The organism is Citrobacter sp. wls716 (genome assembly GCF_005280975.1).
Classification (GTDB): Bacteria; Pseudomonadota; Gammaproteobacteria; order Enterobacterales; family Enterobacteriaceae; genus Citrobacter; species Citrobacter youngae.
Genome location: NZ_SZWX01000049.1, coordinates 124,184 through 141,307, shown reverse-complemented (window position 1 = coordinate 141,307; position 17,124 = coordinate 124,184). Strand labels below are relative to the sequence as shown.

The 17,124-nt window shown below is 51.9% G+C and carries 16 protein-coding genes; 9 read left to right on the top strand and 7 right to left on the bottom strand.

The window, feature by feature from the left end; translation table 11 throughout:
- The first annotated feature begins 50 nt into the window (after positions 1-50).
- The 6 genes from entE to FDX24_RS17010 all read left to right on the top strand — a co-directional run bounded on the left by entE (position 51) and on the right by FDX24_RS17010 (position 6,254).
- Entirely contained in the window at positions 51-1,661 is a 1,611-nt protein-coding gene (entE, locus tag FDX24_RS17035; protein ID WP_137364651.1) for a (2,3-dihydroxybenzoyl)adenylate synthase EntE, read from the top strand.
- Between the two features lie 13 nt (positions 1,662-1,674).
- Positions 1,675-2,532, top strand: coding sequence for an isochorismatase (locus FDX24_RS17030; protein ID WP_137364650.1), 858 nt, complete (start codon positions 1,675-1,677; stop codon positions 2,530-2,532).
- On the top strand, positions 2,532-3,287 hold the full coding sequence (gene entA, locus FDX24_RS17025; RefSeq protein WP_048212325.1) for a 2,3-dihydro-2,3-dihydroxybenzoate dehydrogenase EntA: 756 nt from the start codon (positions 2,532-2,534) through the stop codon (positions 3,285-3,287). The genes FDX24_RS17030 and entA overlap by 1 nt, the downstream gene beginning before the upstream one ends.
- A gap of 2 nt (positions 3,288-3,289) precedes the next feature.
- Positions 3,290-3,703, top strand: a complete 414-nt coding sequence (entH, locus tag FDX24_RS17020; protein ID WP_048212612.1) for a proofreading thioesterase EntH — start codon at positions 3,290-3,292, stop codon at positions 3,701-3,703.
- 184 nt (positions 3,704-3,887) lie between these two features.
- Positions 3,888-5,993 (top strand): pyruvate/proton symporter CstA, encoded by a 2,106-nt coding sequence (cstA, locus tag FDX24_RS17015; protein WP_016152202.1) that lies wholly within the window; start codon positions 3,888-3,890, stop codon positions 5,991-5,993.
- Between the two features lie 63 nt (positions 5,994-6,056).
- Positions 6,057-6,254, top strand: a complete 198-nt coding sequence (locus FDX24_RS17010) for a YbdD/YjiX family protein (RefSeq protein ID WP_003022064.1) — start codon at positions 6,057-6,059, stop codon at positions 6,252-6,254.
- A 98-nt stretch (positions 6,255-6,352) separates the two neighbouring features.
- On the opposite strand, the gene FDX24_RS17005 is transcribed toward FDX24_RS17010, so the two are convergent.
- A complete protein-coding gene (locus tag FDX24_RS17005) occupies positions 6,353-7,441 on the bottom strand; it encodes an oxidoreductase (RefSeq protein WP_137364649.1) in 1,089 nt (362 codons plus the stop codon).
- A 132-nt stretch (positions 7,442-7,573) separates the two neighbouring features.
- On the opposite strand from FDX24_RS17005, the gene FDX24_RS17000 reads away from it, so the two are divergent.
- Positions 7,574-8,734, top strand: coding sequence for a pyridoxal phosphate-dependent aminotransferase (locus FDX24_RS17000; RefSeq protein WP_121584349.1), 1,161 nt, complete (start codon positions 7,574-7,576; stop codon positions 8,732-8,734).
- A gap of 13 nt (positions 8,735-8,747) precedes the next feature.
- Here FDX24_RS17000 and FDX24_RS16995 read toward each other — a convergent pair whose 3' ends face one another.
- The 4 genes from FDX24_RS16995 to dsbG form a co-directional block, all read right to left on the bottom strand.
- Positions 8,748-9,365 (bottom strand): ParB/RepB/Spo0J family partition protein, encoded by a 618-nt coding sequence (locus FDX24_RS16995; RefSeq protein ID WP_048212322.1) that lies wholly within the window; start codon positions 9,363-9,365, stop codon positions 8,748-8,750.
- Positions 9,350-10,573 (bottom strand): phosphoadenosine phosphosulfate reductase, encoded by a 1,224-nt coding sequence (locus FDX24_RS16990; RefSeq protein WP_048212321.1) that lies wholly within the window; start codon positions 10,571-10,573, stop codon positions 9,350-9,352. Before FDX24_RS16990 ends, FDX24_RS16995 begins: the two co-directional genes overlap by 16 nt.
- Before the next feature lie 122 nt (positions 10,574-10,695).
- On the bottom strand, positions 10,696-11,637 hold the full coding sequence (locus FDX24_RS16985) for a LysR family transcriptional regulator (protein WP_137364648.1): 942 nt from the start codon (positions 11,635-11,637) through the stop codon (positions 10,696-10,698).
- 225 nt (positions 11,638-11,862) lie between these two features.
- Positions 11,863-12,609 (bottom strand): thiol:disulfide interchange protein DsbG, encoded by a 747-nt coding sequence (gene dsbG / locus FDX24_RS16980; RefSeq protein WP_048212319.1) that lies wholly within the window; start codon positions 12,607-12,609, stop codon positions 11,863-11,865.
- A gap of 374 nt (positions 12,610-12,983) precedes the next feature.
- Between dsbG and ahpC the strand changes: the two genes are divergently transcribed.
- Together ahpC and ahpF are read left to right on the top strand one after the other, a co-directional pair.
- Positions 12,984-13,547, top strand: coding sequence for an alkyl hydroperoxide reductase subunit C (ahpC, locus tag FDX24_RS16975; RefSeq protein WP_002894394.1), 564 nt, complete (start codon positions 12,984-12,986; stop codon positions 13,545-13,547).
- Positions 13,548-13,734: 187 nt separating this feature from the next.
- On the top strand, positions 13,735-15,300 hold the full coding sequence (ahpF, locus tag FDX24_RS16970) for an alkyl hydroperoxide reductase subunit F (RefSeq protein ID WP_137364647.1): 1,566 nt from the start codon (positions 13,735-13,737) through the stop codon (positions 15,298-15,300).
- A 122-nt stretch (positions 15,301-15,422) separates the two neighbouring features.
- Here ahpF and uspG read toward each other — a convergent pair whose 3' ends face one another.
- Entirely contained in the window at positions 15,423-15,851 is a 429-nt protein-coding gene (uspG, locus tag FDX24_RS16965; protein WP_005120854.1) for a universal stress protein UspG, read from the bottom strand.
- A 196-nt stretch (positions 15,852-16,047) separates the two neighbouring features.
- Positions 16,048-16,458 carry a nucleoside diphosphate kinase regulator gene (rnk, locus tag FDX24_RS16960; protein ID WP_005120853.1) on the bottom strand — a complete coding sequence of 137 codons (411 nt, stop codon included), beginning with the start codon at positions 16,456-16,458 and terminating at the stop codon, positions 16,048-16,050.
- Positions 16,459-17,124 lie beyond the last annotated feature (666 nt).

Genomic DNA, 17,124 nt, shown 5'->3' with positions numbered 1-17,124 from the left:
CTGGTCTACCAGGCTATTCAGGCCTTATCGACAGGCTCTAAGGAGCAATAATGAGTATTCCTTTCACCCGTTGGCCGGAAGAGTTTGCCCGCCGCTACCGTGAAAAAGGCTACTGGCAGGATTTGCCGCTGACCGACATTCTGACCCGCCACGCCGATTGCGACCAGACGGCGGTGATTGACGGGGAACGCCATCTTAGCTACCGCCAGTTAAACCAGGTGACGGATAATCTTGCCTGTAGCCTGCGTTGTCAGGGGATCAAATCCGGCGAGACCGCACTGGTGCAGTTAGGCAACGTGGCTGAGCTGTATATCACTTTCTTCGCACTGCTCAAACTGGGCGTGGCTCCCGTATTGGCACTGTTTAGCCATCAGCGTAACGAACTCAACGCCTACGCAGCGCAAATTAAACCGGCGTTACTGATTGCCGATCGCCAGCATGCGTTATTCAGTGACGACGAGTTTCTGAATACCTTTGTTGCCGAACACAATTCAGTGCGCGTGGTCCAGTTGCTCAATGATGACGGCGAACACAATCTGCAAACGGCTATAAGCCAACCCGCAACGGCGTTTACCGCCACGCCATCGCCTGCCGATGAAGTGGCGTATTTCCAGCTTTCCGGCGGCACGACCGGGACGCCAAAGCTGATCCCGCGTACCCACAATGATTACTACTACAGCGTGCGCCGCAGCAACGAGATTTGCCATTTCACTGGAGAAACGCGCTATCTGTGCGCTATTCCAGCGGCGCATAACTACGCCATGAGTTCGCCTGGCGCGCTGGGCGTTTTCCTCGCGGGTGGAACAGTGGTGCTGGCGGCAGACCCGAGCGCGACGTTGTGCTTTCCGTTGATTGAACAGCATCAGGTAAACGTTACGGCGTTGGTACCGCCAGCGGTGAGTCTGTGGCTGCAGGCAATTCAGGAGTGGGGCAGTAACGCACAACTGGCTTCGCTGAAACTGTTGCAGGTGGGAGGCGCGCGGCTTTCGGCTTCGCTTGCCGCTCGCATTCCGGCGGAAATAGGCTGCCAGTTGCAGCAGGTCTTCGGTATGGCGGAAGGGCTGGTGAACTACACCCGTCTGGACGACAGTCCCGAGCGCATCATCAATACCCAGGGCCGTCCGATGTGCCCTGACGATGAGGTTTGGGTGGCAGACGCTGACGGTAATCCTTTACCACAGGGCGAGACCGGACGCCTGATGACGCGTGGCCCGTACACCTTCCGGGGTTACTTCAATAGCCCTGAACACAATGCCAGCGCGTTTGATGCTAACGGATTCTATTGCTCTGGTGATCTGATCGCCATCGATCGGGATGGTTACATCACCGTGCAGGGGCGCGAGAAAGATCAGATTAACCGCGGCGGGGAGAAGATCGCTGCCGAAGAAATCGAAAACTTGTTACTGCGCCATCCGGCGGTGATTCATGCGGCATTGGTCAGTGTGGATGACGAACTGATGGGCGAGAAAAGCTGCGCCTGCCTGGTGGTGAAAGAGCCGCTGCGCGCGGTACAGGTGCGTCGTTTTCTGCGCGAACAGGGCGTGGCGGAATTCAAATTGCCGGACCGTGTCGAGTGCGTTGAGTCATTGCCGCTGACCCCGGTAGGCAAAGTGGATAAAAAACAATTACGTCAGTGGCTGGCATCACGTTCACCGGCCTGAAGGAGAAGAAGAAATGGCAATCCCTAAACTGCAGGCTTATGCGCTGCCAACGGCGCTTGATGTTCCGGAAAATAAAGTTGACTGGGCATTTGAACCAGAACGCGCCGCGCTGCTAATCCACGACATGCAGGACTATTTTATCGGCTTTTGGGGTGAGAACTGCCCGATGATGGAACAGGTAGTGGCCAACATCGCCGCGCTGCGTCAGTACTGTAAAGCACATAATATTCCGGTCTATTACACCGCGCAGCCGAAAGAACAAAGCGATGAAGACCGTGCGTTGTTGAACGATATGTGGGGACCCGGCCTGACGCGCTCGCCTGAACAGCAAAAAATCGTCGATGCGCTGGCACCGGACGAAGCGGATACCATTCTGGTTAAATGGCGTTACAGCGCGTTTCATCGTTCACCGCTGGAGCAGATGCTAAGAGACACTGGACGTAACCAGCTGATCATCACCGGCGTGTATGCGCATATTGGCTGCATGACCACCGCGACTGATGCCTTCATGCGTGATATTAAGCCGTTTATGGTCGCCGATGCGCTGGCGGACTTTAGCCGTGATGAACACCTGATGTCGCTGAAATACGTGGCGGGGCGTTCCGGTCGCGTGGTGATGACCCAGGAGTTACTGCCGACGTCTGTTCCGGACAGTAAAGATGCGCTGCGCAGCGTGATTCTGCCGCTACTCGATGAGTCTGAAGAGCCAATGGATGACGAAAACTTAATCGATTACGGTCTGGACTCAGTACGTATGATGGCGCTGGCGGCCCGTTGGCGGAAAGTGCATGGCGATATCGACTTTGTGATGCTGGCGAAAAAACCGACCATTGACGCCTGGTGGACGCTGCTCTCCCGCGAGGTGAAGTGATGGCCGGATTTGATTTCACAGGGAAAACCGTCTGGATAACCGGCGCGGGAAAAGGCATTGGCTACACCACGGCGCTGGCGTTTGTTGACGCCGGGGCACAGGTTACGGGCTTCGACCGCGAGTTCGCGCTGGCAGAGTATCCCTTTGCCACTGAGGTGATGGACGTGGCGAACGCGCAGCAGGTGGCGCAGGTATGCGAGCGTTTGCTGGCGAATACCGGGCGTCTCGACATACTGGTGAACGCCGCAGGGATCCTGCGTATGGGACCAACCGACGCGCTGAGCGTGGAGGACTGGCAGCAAACCTTTGCCGTCAACGTGGGCGGAGCATTCAATTTGTTTCAGCAGACGATGGCGCAGTTTCGTCGCCAGCGGGGCGGGGCAATTGTCACCGTCGCATCGGATGCGGCGCACACGCCGCGTATCGGCATGAGTGCTTATGGGGCGTCAAAAGCCGCGCTGAAAAGCCTGGCGCTAACCGTGGGACTTGAACTGGCGGGCAGCGGCGTGCGCTGCAATGTGGTTTCGCCAGGCTCGACCGATACCGACATGCAGCGTACGTTGTGGGTTAGTGATGATGCGGAACAGCAGCGTATTCGAGGGTTTGGCGAGCAGTTTAAGCTCGGCATTCCGTTGGGGAAAATCGCCCGGCCGCAGGAGATCGCCAACACGATTTTATTCCTCGCCTCCGATCTGGCCAGCCACATTACGTTGCAGGATATTGTGGTGGACGGCGGCTCCACGCTGGGGGCATGACGATGATCTGGAAACGTCATTTAACGCTGGATGAACTGAATGCCACCAGTCAGAACACCATGGTGGCGCATCTGGGCATGGTTTATACCCGACTGAGTGATGATGTGCTGGAAGCCGAAATGCCGGTGGATGAGCGTACGCATCAGCCGTTTGGTTTGCTGCACGGCGGCGCGTCGGCGGCTCTGGCGGAAACGTTGGGGTCAATGGCGGGTTATCTGATGACTCGAGACGGGCAGTGTGTGGTGGGAACTGAGTTGAACGCCACGCATCACCGCGCAGTATCGCAGGGGAAAGTGCGCGGTGTGTGCCAGCCGTTGTATCTTGGGCGACAGAATCAAAGCTGGGAAATCGTCATCTTTGATGAACAGGGGCGGCGCTGCTGCACCTGCCGTTTAGGCACGGCGGTGATGGGGTGAAGTCACCCGGCAAAGTAAAATGAAATTGCAGGGTTAACAGGTAAATGAAGTGATCCAGTTAACAATGCAATGTAAATACTCAGTGATACTTCGGGTTTGTATGGTTGTCAGGTTGTTAAATTCAGAAAAGATGTTATAGAAACAAAATGTAACATCTCTCTGGATCGGACAACGGATAACAACTATGAACAAATCAGGGAAGTACCTCGTCTGGACAGTGCTCTCCGTAATGGGAGCATTTGCCCTCGGCTATATCGCATTAAACCGTGGTGAACAGATCAACGCGTTGTGGATAGTCGTGGCGTCGGTCTGTGTCTACCTTATCGCTTACCGTTTCTATGGCCTGTACATCGCGAAAAATGTACTGGCGCTGGACCCGACGCGTATGACGCCAGCCGTACGTCATAACGACGGTCTGGACTATGTTCCCACCGATAAAAAAGTACTGTTTGGTCACCATTTTGCAGCGATTGCCGGAGCGGGTCCGTTAGTTGGACCGGTGCTGGCGGCGCAAATGGGCTATCTGCCGGGGATGATCTGGCTGCTCGCCGGGGTAGTGCTGGCCGGCGCGGTGCAGGACTTTATGGTGCTGTTTGTTTCTACCCGTCGCGATGGTCGTTCCCTTGGCGAACTGGTGAAAGAAGAGATGGGCCCAACGGCAGGCGTTATTGCGCTGGTGGCCTGTTTTATGATCATGGTGATTATCCTCGCGGTACTGGCGATGATTGTCGTGAAAGCGCTAACCCACAGCCCGTGGGGAACTTACACCGTAGCGTTCACTATCCCGCTGGCGATTTTTATGGGGATTTACCTGCGTTATCTGCGCCCGGGTCGCATTGGCGAAGTGTCGGTCATCGGTCTGGTGTTCCTGGTATTTGCCATTATTTCCGGTGGCTGGGTGGCGGAGAGTCCTACCTGGGCCCCTTATTTTGACTTTACCGGTGTACAGCTGACCTGGATGCTGGTGGGCTACGGTTTCGTGGCTGCCGTGCTGCCGGTCTGGCTGCTGCTGGCACCGCGCGATTACCTTTCTACCTTCCTGAAAATCGGTACCATTGTGGGTCTGGCGGTAGGGATCCTGATCATGCGCCCGACGCTGACCATGCCTGCGTTGACCAAGTTTGTTGACGGTACCGGCCCGGTCTGGAGCGGTAACCTGTTCCCGTTCCTGTTTATTACCATCGCCTGCGGCGCAGTCTCTGGTTTCCACGCGCTGATTGCCTCCGGCACCACGCCGAAGATGCTGGCGAATGAAGGTCAGGCCTGTTTTATCGGCTATGGCGGGATGCTGATGGAATCCTTTGTCGCCATTATGGCGCTGGTAGCGGCCTGTGTTATCGATCCGGGCGTCTACTTTGCGATGAACAGCCCGATGGCGGTACTGGCACCTGCCGGAACCACCGATGTGGTTGCGTCAGCGGCACAGGTCGTGAGCAGCTGGGGCTTTGTTATCACGCCTGATACGCTGCATCAGATCGCTAACGATGTCGGCGAACAATCCATTATCTCCCGTGCAGGCGGCGCGCCGACGCTGGCGGTGGGCATGGCGTATATTCTGCACGGTGCGCTGGGTGGCATGATGGATGTGGCATTCTGGTATCACTTCGCCATTCTGTTTGAAGCCCTGTTTATTCTGACGGCAGTAGACGCCGGTACGCGCGCCGCGCGCTTTATGCTGCAGGATCTGCTGGGCGTGGTGTCACCAGGGCTGAAACGTACCGATTCGCTGCCAGCGAACCTGTTGGCGACGGCGCTGTGCGTACTGGCCTGGGGTTACTTCCTGCACCAGGGCGTGGTGGATCCACTGGGCGGTATTAACACCCTGTGGCCGTTGTTTGGTATCGCCAACCAGATGCTGGCCGGTATGGCGCTGATGCTCTGTGCGGTGGTGCTATTCAAGATGAAACGCCAGCGCTACGCATGGGTGGCGCTGGTGCCAACCGCCTGGCTGCTGATTTGTACCCTGACCGCTGGCTGGCAGAAAGCGTTTAGCCCGGATGCGAAAATCGGCTTCCTGGCTATCGCCAACAAATTCCAGGCGATGATCGACAGCGGTAACATTCCGGCGCAGTACACCCAGTCGCAGCTGACGCAGCTGGTGTTTAACAACCGCCTGGATGCGGGTCTCACCATCTTCTTCATGGTAGTCGTTGTGGTGCTGGGTCTGTTCTCCATCAAAACTGCGCTGGCAGCGTTGAAAGAGGACAAACCAACGTCGAAAGAGACGCCGTACGAGCCGATGCCTGAGAATGTCGAAGAGATCGTGGCGCAGGCGAAAGGCGCGCACTAATATTCTCTTAACCAATGAGCCCTCTCCTGAACGGGGAGGGCGTTTGTACGACAGGGAATCACTATGTTTGAAACACTCGCCAAAGCCGGGAAGTATTTAGGCCAAACCGCCCGGTTAATGATCGGTGTGCCGGATTACGACAACTATGTTGAGCATATGCGCGTCACGCATCCGGATCAGACGCCGATGACCTACGAAGAATTTTTCCGCGAGCGCCAGGATGCGCGCTATGGGGGCAAAGGTGGCGCGAAGTGCTGTTGATTTTTTGCCGGATGGCGCTAACGCTTATCCGGCCTACAACATTGCATTGGCCGTAGGCCTGATAAGGCGAAGCCGCCATCAGGCAACCTGCACCATAGTCACACCGTAAACGTCTCTACCTTCTCAAATGCCGCACGCAGTGTTTCCGGTGTTAGCTTCACCGGCAACGCGTGAATGGACTCCACCGGGCGCAGGGTATGCGCAATCACCTTATCGATTTCGGCGCGGTTTTGGATGTCCACTTCCAGTTGAGCCAACCGGGTTGGCAAATTGAAGCGCTGATAGGCGGTAATTAACTGCGCCAGCACATCATCTTGTCCCAACAGCGCGCTCTGCACCAGTATGCCGTACGCTACTTTGGTGCCATGTAAAAATTTCTCCGTTTGCGGGAGGACGGTCAGGCCATTATGCACCGAGTGTGCCGCCGCCACGCGGGTGTAGCGCTCGCCCAGACCGCCGACCATGCCGCCTCCGGCAATGATCGCATCCACCACGTCGCAAAATGCACGGGTCAGTTCACCACGCTGCTTATCTGCCAGCGCCTGCTCGCTGCTCTGAAGGAGAACGTCGCGGATCGCCAATGCGCCGTTGATGCCAAGACGTACAGTCAGCGGCAAGGTTTCAGGCTGTGGGGCGAGCACAACCGCTTCGTACCATTTCGCCAACGTGTCCCCGATACCAGCCAGCAAATACGCGTCTGGCGCATTAAGCACGATCTCTGGCTCTACCAGTACCAAAAAATTGGCATCATCGAAAATTTCGAAATGCAGTGCCTGACCTGCATCGTTGTACCACACGGACAGCGGCGTCCAGGCAGCACAGGTTGCGGCAATGGTTGGGATTGCTACAAAGGGTAAACCAAGGCGGCGCGCCAGCGCTTTGGCTGTGTCGAGCAATGTCCCGCCGCCCACGCCAATCACCACGCTGCGATTCTCTCCTGACTCTGTTGCCAGTTGCCCAACATCTTTTTCGCTGCAATGACCCGTAAACAGCAGGTGTTTAGCCTCGGCAAGATGAAAGGCCTCTGGCAGATAAGGCCGGGCTGCATTGATGGCGCGCTCACCATATACCCAGACGGCGCGTGAGAGTTGATCCTTTGTGAAAAAATCGTTGAGTCTCGACAGGCTGCCGCGATGGGAAAAATAGTTAGCCGGGCCGGTGACGACGCGAATCTCGGTATTACTCATGTTGTGTTGTCCTTTTGGCTGTCCTGTCCAGGCAGGTTATTTTTATATAGACGTCTGAACGTCTTGATTGCCAAATACTAGCATCGTGCTATAGTGGCTTCAACCACAACATCACACGCTGGGATAACAATAATGAGTAATAACCCGCTGATTCCGCAAAGCAAACTGCCTAATCTGGGCACCACTATTTTCACGCAAATGAGCGCGCTGGCGCAGCAGCACCAGGCCATTAACCTCTCGCAGGGATTTCCTGATTTTGATGGTCCACTCTTTTTACAAGAACGTCTGGCGTATCACGTCGCGCATGGCGCAAACCAGTATGCGCCGATGACGGGCGTACAGCCGCTGCGAGAGGCCATTGCGGATAAAACCGCGCAGTTGTACGGCTATAGACCCGACGCAAATAGCGAAGTGACCGTTACTGCGGGGGCAACGGAAGCATTGTACGCCGCGATCACGGCACTGGTACGGCCTGGCGATGAGGTGATCTGTTTTGACCCGAGCTACGACAGCTATGCGCCCGCGATTGAATTATCCGGCGGCGAGGTTAAACGCATCGCGCTGCAACCGCCGTCTTTTCGCGTCGACTGGCAGGAATTTGCTGCGCTAATCAGTGACCGCACCCGGCTGGTGATCCTAAATACACCGCATAACCCCTCGGCTACGGTATGGCAGAAGGCGGACTTTGAGGCGTTATGGCAGGCTATTAACCGGCATGAAATTTATGTTGTCAGTGACGAAGTCTACGAGCATATCTGTTTTGCCACGCATGGGCATGCCAGCGTGCTGGCGCATCCGCAACTAAGGGCGCGCGCAGTTGCCGTTTCATCATTTGGCAAAACCTATCATATGACGGGCTGGAAAGTGGGGTACTGTGTTGCGCCACCGGCTATCAGCGCGGAGTTACGTAAGGTCCATCAGTATTTAACCTTCTCGGTCAACACGCCGGCACAACTGGCGCTGGCGGATATGCTGCGCGAAGATCCGACGCACTACCGTGAGCTGCCCGCGTTTTATCAGAGAAAACGTGATGTGCTGGTGAATGCGCTGCGTGACAGTCGGCTGGAAATACTACCCTGCGAAGGGACGTACTTTTTACTGATTGATTACAGTGCTGTTTCTGATCTCAACGATGTGGCGTTTTGCCAATGGCTGACTAAAGAGGTCGGCGTGGCGGCGATACCGCTGTCCGTTTTCTGCGCCGATCCTTTCCCACATAAGCTGATTCGCCTGTGTTTTGCTAAGCAAGAATCGACGCTGCTGGCAGCGGCAGAACGCCTGGTTACGCTGTAGTGACGCGATTTCGCTACTTCACCGTCCAGGCTTTAGAGAATCGACGGTCGGCAAATAACTCTTGCAGACCGTTGATTTGCTTCAAACGTAAGACTTCGTCGCTATCCATTCCCAGTTCTTTACCGATTTTCTCTTCGCTCCAGCCTAATTGTGATAATTCACGAACGATTTCCGACATAGCATGGATTTGATGCCGCCCACGGGCACGATTGTGGCGGATTGTTGCCGCCATGCGCTCATGACGCCCGCGTTGCAGACAGGCAACGGGCAGATAACCTTTCAGGCGTGATTTTAGTGATGATTTGTTTTTGCCGATTTCATGTCGATGGAATCCGTCGACGATTTCATATTCTTCCGGGGTTGATTGAACCACGACGATCGGTTGTGTGAAGCCATCGGCTTCAATGGATTTCAGCAGTAGCTTTTTCTCCGGCGGCGCAACGTTATTTGGGTTGTAATCATTTGGCGAAATAGCGCTGTTTTTGATCCACAGAACGCAGTCTACCGGTTCTTCACGGAAAGGGCTGACGCTATGGATTGCCATCCTGAATTCATTGATTGCTTCAATTCGTTCTTCTTCTGAAAGGCCAGAAAGAAAACCGGTGAGTTCCTGAGTTAGTCGTCGTTGCATAAGATCCCCCATTCCTGGCGTTTGGTTTTCATACGTTCGTTATAACGCTGATAGTTTTTCATTTTTGTGGGACTGAATGAGAGTGCCCGACACCAGTAGTCATTATTCAGCAGTACTTTGCAGATCCGTCTCCATGAGGGGATATCTTTAGAACCAATATCGTTTTCCTGGGTTTGAGGAATATTATCGATCCCTTTTTTCTTGTACCACTGTAAATAGACGGCGATTTTGTTGCGGTAGTGCTCTGCGGTCTGTTGCGGCATGCTGTCTAATAGCAGCATGGCGTACGCTTGCCAGCTTAAATGCTCAGGTTTTAATATTTTCCGGTGGCCGTAAAAATGGTTGTCATGACCGGCGTATATTCCGCCGCTTTTAACGCCGCTAACCCGGGTGCACATGGCTGCCCATCGCTGTGGCTCAATAACATGATACAGCCACAGTCCCTGGCGTTGTTCCGGGCCAAAGGGTTCGCAAATGCGCATATATCGTGTTGGCACGCCAGCCTGGTACATCAGGTTATACAGGGGGTTGCATGGCATTTTTGTTTTCGCAAACCATGTCCATATATCGGCTGTTTTCCAGTCATACACTGGATAGATATACCAGGTGTGTCCTCCCGGTGCGGCGGTAGTCCACGGTTTGTCATCGGCAAAACGTTGCTTACGTGAATGGGCAATGGCGACAAAACGGTTATATGACTCGTCGGCACGGATGCCCACCATCATTGCCGCAGGACGTTTTTCTGAAAACCAGTCAGCGAACTCACGAACGAATTGTTCAAAGGTCATGCCGGGTTGGTAGAAATGAAAGAAACTGGGATCGGTAATCGCATCTGCTGGTGGTTGCCGCACCCATTGTGTATTGGGTTCCCAACACTGCCATTCCGGTTGAAATTGTGAGAGAGAATTTTGGGTGGTGAGTGGTATTGCTACCCAATAAAAACGTTCTATAACGTCAGAATAGTGTTCTCGTAGCGCTTCAACATAGTCGATAGTACAAGAGAACTGGGCTTCCCAGTCAATAAACAATACGCTTATTTTTTTATGTAACTGGCGTGCAAGAGTGGCGGTGAGATGCATCATGAGCCCGGAGTCTTTCCCTCCAGACAGTGAAACGCACACGCGAGGCAGTGTTTCCAAAGTCCAGGTAATGCGTTCCTGAGCGGCTTCCAGCACGCTCTGACTCAGAGGGATTTTGTAAACAGACATAGCAAGTCCATACTGAAAGAATAAAAGAGTAACATCTCTAATGTATACTTTGAATAAGATATGCCAATTTACGAAGCGTGCAACCTTTAAATATATTTACTTAATGTATTTAAAATATTTTTTTATTTAGTGTATGTATGGTTCTTTGATATGTCGTTTTTTTCGGTTTTTTTGTTTATTTTTGTTATGGAGTTCTCAAAGTTTTTGTTGTTAAGTGAGGCCCGGTTGTACATTAAAAATAGATTCATTGATGGTGGATTAATATCTGTTTTGATTTTCTTTAAATTGAATAATGATGAATATAATTCAAAGGTTGATTTAGGAATGAAACCAATGATATCTGTAATGGATATAATGTTGATAATTGACATCAGTGAATCACTAGAGAACCCAGTTTTACGATTGGCGAGAAAAGCATTTGTTTCCGACTGGTACTCTTTTACACCAGTATCGTCAGAGAGAAACCACGAAAACTGTTCTTCCAGTATTTCATTTAACGTTGTTTTTTCATTTATTCTGGGGTGGTTTTTGCCACAGACCAATACGGTCTCAATTGTCCTGAATGGGGTGCATATAATTGAGCGGTTAACGATCGGTGATGTCGTGATGACAACATCCGCTTTACGGTAGGCGAGTAAGTCTTCAGCGGTTTCCGATGTTATCAGAATATCACGATGTTCAATTTCAACATATTTGTCTTCCCTGATAGATTTAATTAACTCACTCATGTAGGCATTGCTGATAATTTGCGGACTGTAAATGACGAATTTTTTCTTCAGACTGGAGCTGTGCATGATATTTATTGTTTCTTCCAGACTGTTGAGATTGTTCTCAAGGTGATGGTGTAGATTGACCGCCGTTACGGTAGGCGTAATGCCTTTCCCTGCCCGAATAAACAAAGGATCATTGAATTGAGTGCGAAGCCTTTGTAGCGACTGGCTAACGGCTGAGGGGGTAATAAACAGCGTTTCGGCGGCTTTGCTTATGCTCAGATTCTGATAGATACACTCGAAAATAACCAGCAGGTTCAGATCGAATTTTTTGAGGTCGTAAAGGTTAGCCATACGCTAATTCCTGTTTTAGTTTAGTTGTGAAATATTTCATTTTGTTATGTATGAGTTGTAATGCATCACCGTTTCATATACATGTAAAACTTAATGAATAATTTACTACTACTTAAAATAGCATAGGCAGGGTTATTTTTTCGGTAAAAAGTGCTAACGGGTTAATTGATATAGAAAAGAAGAATGATTGATATGAAAATAATATCAATCATTCGTTGCGTATATTTATTTGGCTCCCATGATAATATCCAGCTTCTCTTTATCGGGCAAACCTACTGCCTGTTGCAGGGTATTATCTTTGCTCATGTAATAAATGGCGGGCGTGACATTGGCGCCTAAATCGTCCATTAGTTTTTGGTTGATATTCAGCGTCTTCATTTGCTCGGCAGGCGGGTTTGCTGGCAGTGCCAGCGTCATTTTGCCGCCGGAGGCTTCATAGTCGTGCCAGGTTTTAGCGGGGTCCTTGCTTGCCAGAATGGCCGCAGCGGTTGCCGGGCTTTCGGGTTTTATTACGCCAACCAGCAACGTGCGCAGTTGGACTTTACCGGCGTCCACCCACGGGCGCGCCTGCTGCCAGAACTGTTTACAATAGGGACAGAAGGGATCGGCAAACACATACACAATAACTGGCGCGTCTTTTTTGCCGTCCAGAATCCACGACGCTTTTTCCATGCGTTGCCACATCTCGCGCCCGGCAGGGGCATAGATCTCTTTTTCTATCAGCGCATTACTCAGGTTTTCACCTTTCTCGTTATACATATAGCCGGAGATCGCCTGTTTTCCATCAGGCGTCACATAGATAGTGACCCCCATGTCCTGATATTTGCCCAGATAACCTTTCATGCCTCCCGGGGCGTCGAACGACTTCAGAATCGTAATGCCCTGTTTCTCAATCGCTTTCACGGGGGCAGGAAGCTCTTCAGCGTGGACGACTGCAGGGAGCAGAGCTAAGAGTAATGTACGTTTAAACATTGATTTTCCTTATAAAATTAGAAGGAAAGGGAGTTAAGTTGCAAAACCTATCGCAGCCATAGGTAAGATCGACAGTCTGTCGATTGCCCTTTCGGTAGTTGGGTGATGTAATCCCAATCGCTGTTACGACCTTGGTTAAGGTAATGTAGAGCGCAACACATAGCCAGTTCTGCTGGCACTGAAGTTACTTGCGGGTAACTCGGGTAATGAGGCTCCCTGCAAAGGGAGCCTTTTTTACTTTTAGAATAGGGTTTACACCATGCGGTTGAGTCGGTTGTTAGTTAACGCTTATTGATTTGATAAAGGAAACGCATTAGCCCTTATCAATGATTTTCGTTAACTTATCCCTCAACGAAAACACGGAGGAAGTACAGATGTCTTTGATTAATACCAAAATTAAACCTTTCAAAAACCAGGCGTTCAAAAACGGTGAGTTCATCGAAGTAACCGAGAAAGATACCGAAGGTCGTTGGAGTGTCTTCTTCTTCTACCCAGCTGATTTTACGTTCGTATGTCCGACCGAGCTGGGCGACGTTGCTGACCATTACGAAGAACTGCAGAAACTGGGTGTGGACGTTTACTCTGTTTCTACTGACACTCATTTTACTCACAAAGCATGGCACAGCAGCTCTGAAACCATCGCGAAAATCAAATATGCGATGATCGGCGACCCGACTGGCGCCCTGACCCGTAACTTCGACAACATGCGTGAAGATGAAGGTCTGGCTGACCGTGCAACATTTGTTGTTGACCCGCAGGGTATCATCCAGGCAATCGAAGTTACCGCTGAAGGTATCGGCCGTGATGCGTCTGACCTGCTGCGCAAAATTAAAGCTGCACAGTATGTCGCTTCCCACCCAGGTGAAGTTTGCCCGGCTAAGTGGAAAGAAGGCGAAGCGACCTTAGCGCCATCTTTAGATCTGGTCGGCAAGATCTAAGTCTGTTTTGCCTTGCGGCGCTGCGCTTGCATAGGCCTACGAAACCGTAGGCCGGGTAAACGAAGTGCCACCCGGCAATCAATGGGCGCAGACGCGCCCATTTTATTCCAGCACCATGACGCAAGTTGCATTGATGCGGCCCCGCGAATTCGGCTTGCATGATGATGTTTTCAGAGAGGGAAGAATAATGCTCGACACAAATATGAAAACCCAGCTCAAGGCTTATCTTGAGAAACTGACCAAACCTGTTGAGCTGATTGCTACGCTGGATGACAGCGCTAAATCGGCAGAAATCAAGGAACTGCTGACTGAAATTGCTGAACTGTCAGAAAAAGTCACCTTTAAAGAAGATAATACTCTGGCCGTACGTAAGCCATCGTTCCTGATTACCAATCCTGGTTCTCACCAGGGGCCGCGCTTTGCCGGTTCTCCGCTGGGGCATGAGTTTACCTCTCTGGTTCTGGCGCTGTTGTGGACCGGTGGTCATCCGTCAAAAGAGGCACAGTCACTGCTGGAGCAGATCCGCGACCTCGACGGGGACTTTGAGTTTGAAACCTATTATTCGCTTTCCTGCCATAACTGCCCGGATGTGGTGCAAGCTCTGAACCTGATGTCCGTGCTGAACCCGCGTATCAAGCATACGGCGATTGATGGCGGTACATTCCAGAACGAAATTACCGATCGTAACGTCATGGGCGTTCCGGCGGTCTATATGAACGGCAAAGAGTTCGGCCAGGGTCGTATGACGCTGACTGAAATCGTAGCGAAAGTGGATACCGGTGCAGAAAAGCGCGCAGCGGAAGAGTTGAATAAGCGTGATGCTTACGATGTGCTGATCGTCGGTTCGGGTCCTGCCGGGGCAGCGGCTGCGGTGTACTCTGCACGTAAAGGTATTCGCACCGGTCTGATGGGCGAACGCTTTGGCGGTCAGGTTCTTGATACCGTTGATATCGAAAACTACATCTCTGTACCGAAAACCGAAGGCCAGAAACTGGCTGGCGCACTGAAAGCACATGTTGATGATTACGATGTTGATGTTATTGATAGCCAGAGTGCGAGCAAACTGGTTCCGGCAGCTCAGGAAGGTGGTTTGCATCAGATTGAAACGGCTTCCGGCGCGGTGTTGAAAGCACGCAGCATCATCATTGCTACCGGTGCAAAATGGCGCAACATGAATGTTCCGGGTGAAGATCAGTATCGCACCAAGGGCGTAACCTACTGTCCGCACTGTGATGGCCCGCTGTTTAAAGGCAAGCGTGTCGCGGTGATAGGTGGCGGTAACTCGGGTGTTGAAGCGGCTATCGATCTGGCGGGTATCGTCGAGCACGTGACGTTGCTGGAATTTGCCCCGGAAATGAAAGCCGATCAGGTTCTGCAGAATAAAGTCCGCAGTCTGAAAAACGTCGACATTATTCTGAATGCGCAAACCACAGAAGTGAAAGGCGACGGCAGTAAAGTCACCGGTCTGGAGTATCGTGACCGCGTCAGCGGTGATATCCACAATGTGGAACTGGCGGGTATCTTTGTGCAGATTGGCCTGTTGCCAAATACCAACTGGCTGGAAGGCGCCGTTGAGCGTAACCGCATGGGTGAAATCATCATTGATGCCAAGTGCGAGACCAGCGTGAATGGCGTTTTCGCGGCCGGAGACTGCACCACCGTACCGTATAAGCAGATTATCATTGCGACTGGCGAAGGTGCCAAAGCATCATTGAGCTCGTTTGATTATCTGATTCGCACCACAACCGTATAAGAAAGTAAGACTCACCTGCAAAAGAAGCGAAATGCCCGATAGCACAAGCATATCGGGCCTACAAATGGGATATCATCGGTTTGTAGGAGAAAGAGGCTACCGGAAGGTAGCCTCTTTTTTTATTAGCGAACTACCAGCACCGGTAAGGTAGCGTGGCGGACAACGCTGGAGGCGTTAGATCCGAGCAGATGGGTGCTGATTGATGGGTTACGCGATCCGATGACCACCACATCTGCATTCAACTCTTCACCCAATTCGTTTACCACATCACGCACGCTACCAAAGCGAACGTGCTGCTTAATGCGGGAAGGATCGATACTGAAGTGACCGACCATCGTTTGCAGACGGGTTTCCGCTTCGTGTTGCAGATGCTCTTCAAAACGACGAACGTCAGCGGCAAAACGATGCAGACTCAGACTGGCAGAACCCGGGAGCACATGCAGCAGATGGATCACCCCTTTATCTTGTGCCAGAAATTCTGCATGGCGAACAGCCTTGTCGCTCAGTTCCATTTCGAATACATCAACAGGCATTATGATTGTGTTGTACATAAACATTCTCCTTGTCATTACATGAACACATAACAGCATAGTATTAAAAATGATTCTGTCAGTCACGACACAGATTTATGTTTTGCGAACAGGAGAAAAGGAAGTGTAGTAAGTGAAAGAAAGCAGGGGTTGAAGCGGAAAGAGGATGCGGATGCATCCCCTGTAAGATAAAGCGAGTCGCTTTGATAAGACAGAGTTAGCGCAGGTAGTCGCCTGCAGCTTCAGGCTGGTACTCAAGCTCGATGACTTCGAGGTGGGTCGATGTACCGCCCGGTAATTCCCAATGGATCGTATCGCCAACGCGCAGGCCCAGAAGCGCTGCACCGACTGGCGCCATTACCGAAAGCTGTGTACTGCTGTCAGTCATATTGGCCGGATATACCAGGGTACGTACACGCACTTCGCCATCGCTCAGATTGCGGAATTTCACGCGGCTGTTCATGGTCACCACGTCGTGCGGCATGGTTTCCGGGGAACACATTTGGGCGCGATCCAGTTCAGCGTTTAATGCGTCCGCTATCGGTAAACCAGCAAACGCAGGTTGCTCCAACAGGCGGTCAATGCGTTCCGCATCGAGGTCGTTAATGATAATAGTTGGTCTGGACATTTATTACTCCATGTCGTCGATACTGCGGATGCGCAGGTAAATAATCCCAAAAGAAAACCCTCACCGTCAGGCGGCAAGGGTTTAGCTTTTATGATGATACTGAGACTTACCCCATGTTTGAAGTGATTTAGTTCACATTCAGGCAAATCATCAATATTGTCGCGTATGGTGTAATGTCAGCCAGTTAAGCATTATAGGGAACATGTGATTCCGGCTCAGGGTTCCGTTCACTTCAGCGGCATCACTTTTCTGCGGCACAGCCCCCGTGAACGGGCAAGGGAGGCTCGCCGCCACCTCCCTTGCAACCCAGGCTCCCGGCGGAAAATCGTCGCTACGCGATGTATTCGTCTTATGCCGTCTGCCTGTCGGGTCGGGGCCGAGCCTACGTCCATGCAGGCCGTCCCCTCTGTCCGCATCCCTGCGGACAGACCCGGTCAGCCGTCAACGCCTCATCGATTTTCCGCCGGGAGCCGGGATTGTTAAGGGTACAGCGATAGTACCCTTAACACGTTCACAGGCAGTATGGTTTCAGAGAAGTGAAAAACATAAGGTGAACGGAACAATACACCAGAGGCAACAGGTTCATTACCTTTAGTTCGTTAACTGACAAGCATTACGCGTATGGTGTGATTTTAGCCGAAAAACGTGATCGTTCTCAAATTTGCA

Excerpts from the sequence above, each read along its gene's own strand:
- entE (WP_137364651.1), top strand. The coding sequence starts at position 51 with ATGAGTATTCCTTTCACCCGTTGGCCGGAAGAGTTTGCCCGCCGCTAC.
- FDX24_RS17030 (WP_137364650.1), top strand. The coding sequence starts at position 1,675 with ATGGCAATCCCTAAACTGCAGGCTTATGCGCTGCCAACGGCGCTTGAT.
- entA (WP_048212325.1), top strand. The coding sequence starts at position 2,532 with ATGGCCGGATTTGATTTCACAGGGAAAACCGTCTGGATAACCGGCGCG.
- entH (WP_048212612.1), top strand. The coding sequence starts at position 3,290 with ATGATCTGGAAACGTCATTTAACGCTGGATGAACTGAATGCCACCAGT.
- cstA (WP_016152202.1), top strand. The coding sequence starts at position 3,888 with ATGAACAAATCAGGGAAGTACCTCGTCTGGACAGTGCTCTCCGTAATG.
- FDX24_RS17010 (WP_003022064.1), top strand. The coding sequence starts at position 6,057 with ATGTTTGAAACACTCGCCAAAGCCGGGAAGTATTTAGGCCAAACCGCC.
- FDX24_RS17005 (WP_137364649.1), bottom strand. The coding sequence starts at position 7,441 with ATGAGTAATACCGAGATTCGCGTCGTCACCGGCCCGGCTAACTATTTT.
- FDX24_RS17000 (WP_121584349.1), top strand. The coding sequence starts at position 7,574 with ATGAGTAATAACCCGCTGATTCCGCAAAGCAAACTGCCTAATCTGGGC.
- FDX24_RS16995 (WP_048212322.1), bottom strand. The coding sequence starts at position 9,365 with ATGCAACGACGACTAACTCAGGAACTCACCGGTTTTCTTTCTGGCCTT.
- FDX24_RS16990 (WP_048212321.1), bottom strand. The coding sequence starts at position 10,573 with ATGTCTGTTTACAAAATCCCTCTGAGTCAGAGCGTGCTGGAAGCCGCT.
- FDX24_RS16985 (WP_137364648.1), bottom strand. The coding sequence starts at position 11,637 with ATGGCTAACCTTTACGACCTCAAAAAATTCGATCTGAACCTGCTGGTT.
- dsbG (WP_048212319.1), bottom strand. The coding sequence starts at position 12,609 with ATGTTTAAACGTACATTACTCTTAGCTCTGCTCCCTGCAGTCGTCCAC.
- ahpC (WP_002894394.1), top strand. The coding sequence starts at position 12,984 with ATGTCTTTGATTAATACCAAAATTAAACCTTTCAAAAACCAGGCGTTC.
- ahpF (WP_137364647.1), top strand. The coding sequence starts at position 13,735 with ATGCTCGACACAAATATGAAAACCCAGCTCAAGGCTTATCTTGAGAAA.
- uspG (WP_005120854.1), bottom strand. The coding sequence starts at position 15,851 with ATGTACAACACAATCATAATGCCTGTTGATGTATTCGAAATGGAACTG.
- rnk (WP_005120853.1), bottom strand. The coding sequence starts at position 16,458 with ATGTCCAGACCAACTATTATCATTAACGACCTCGATGCGGAACGCATT.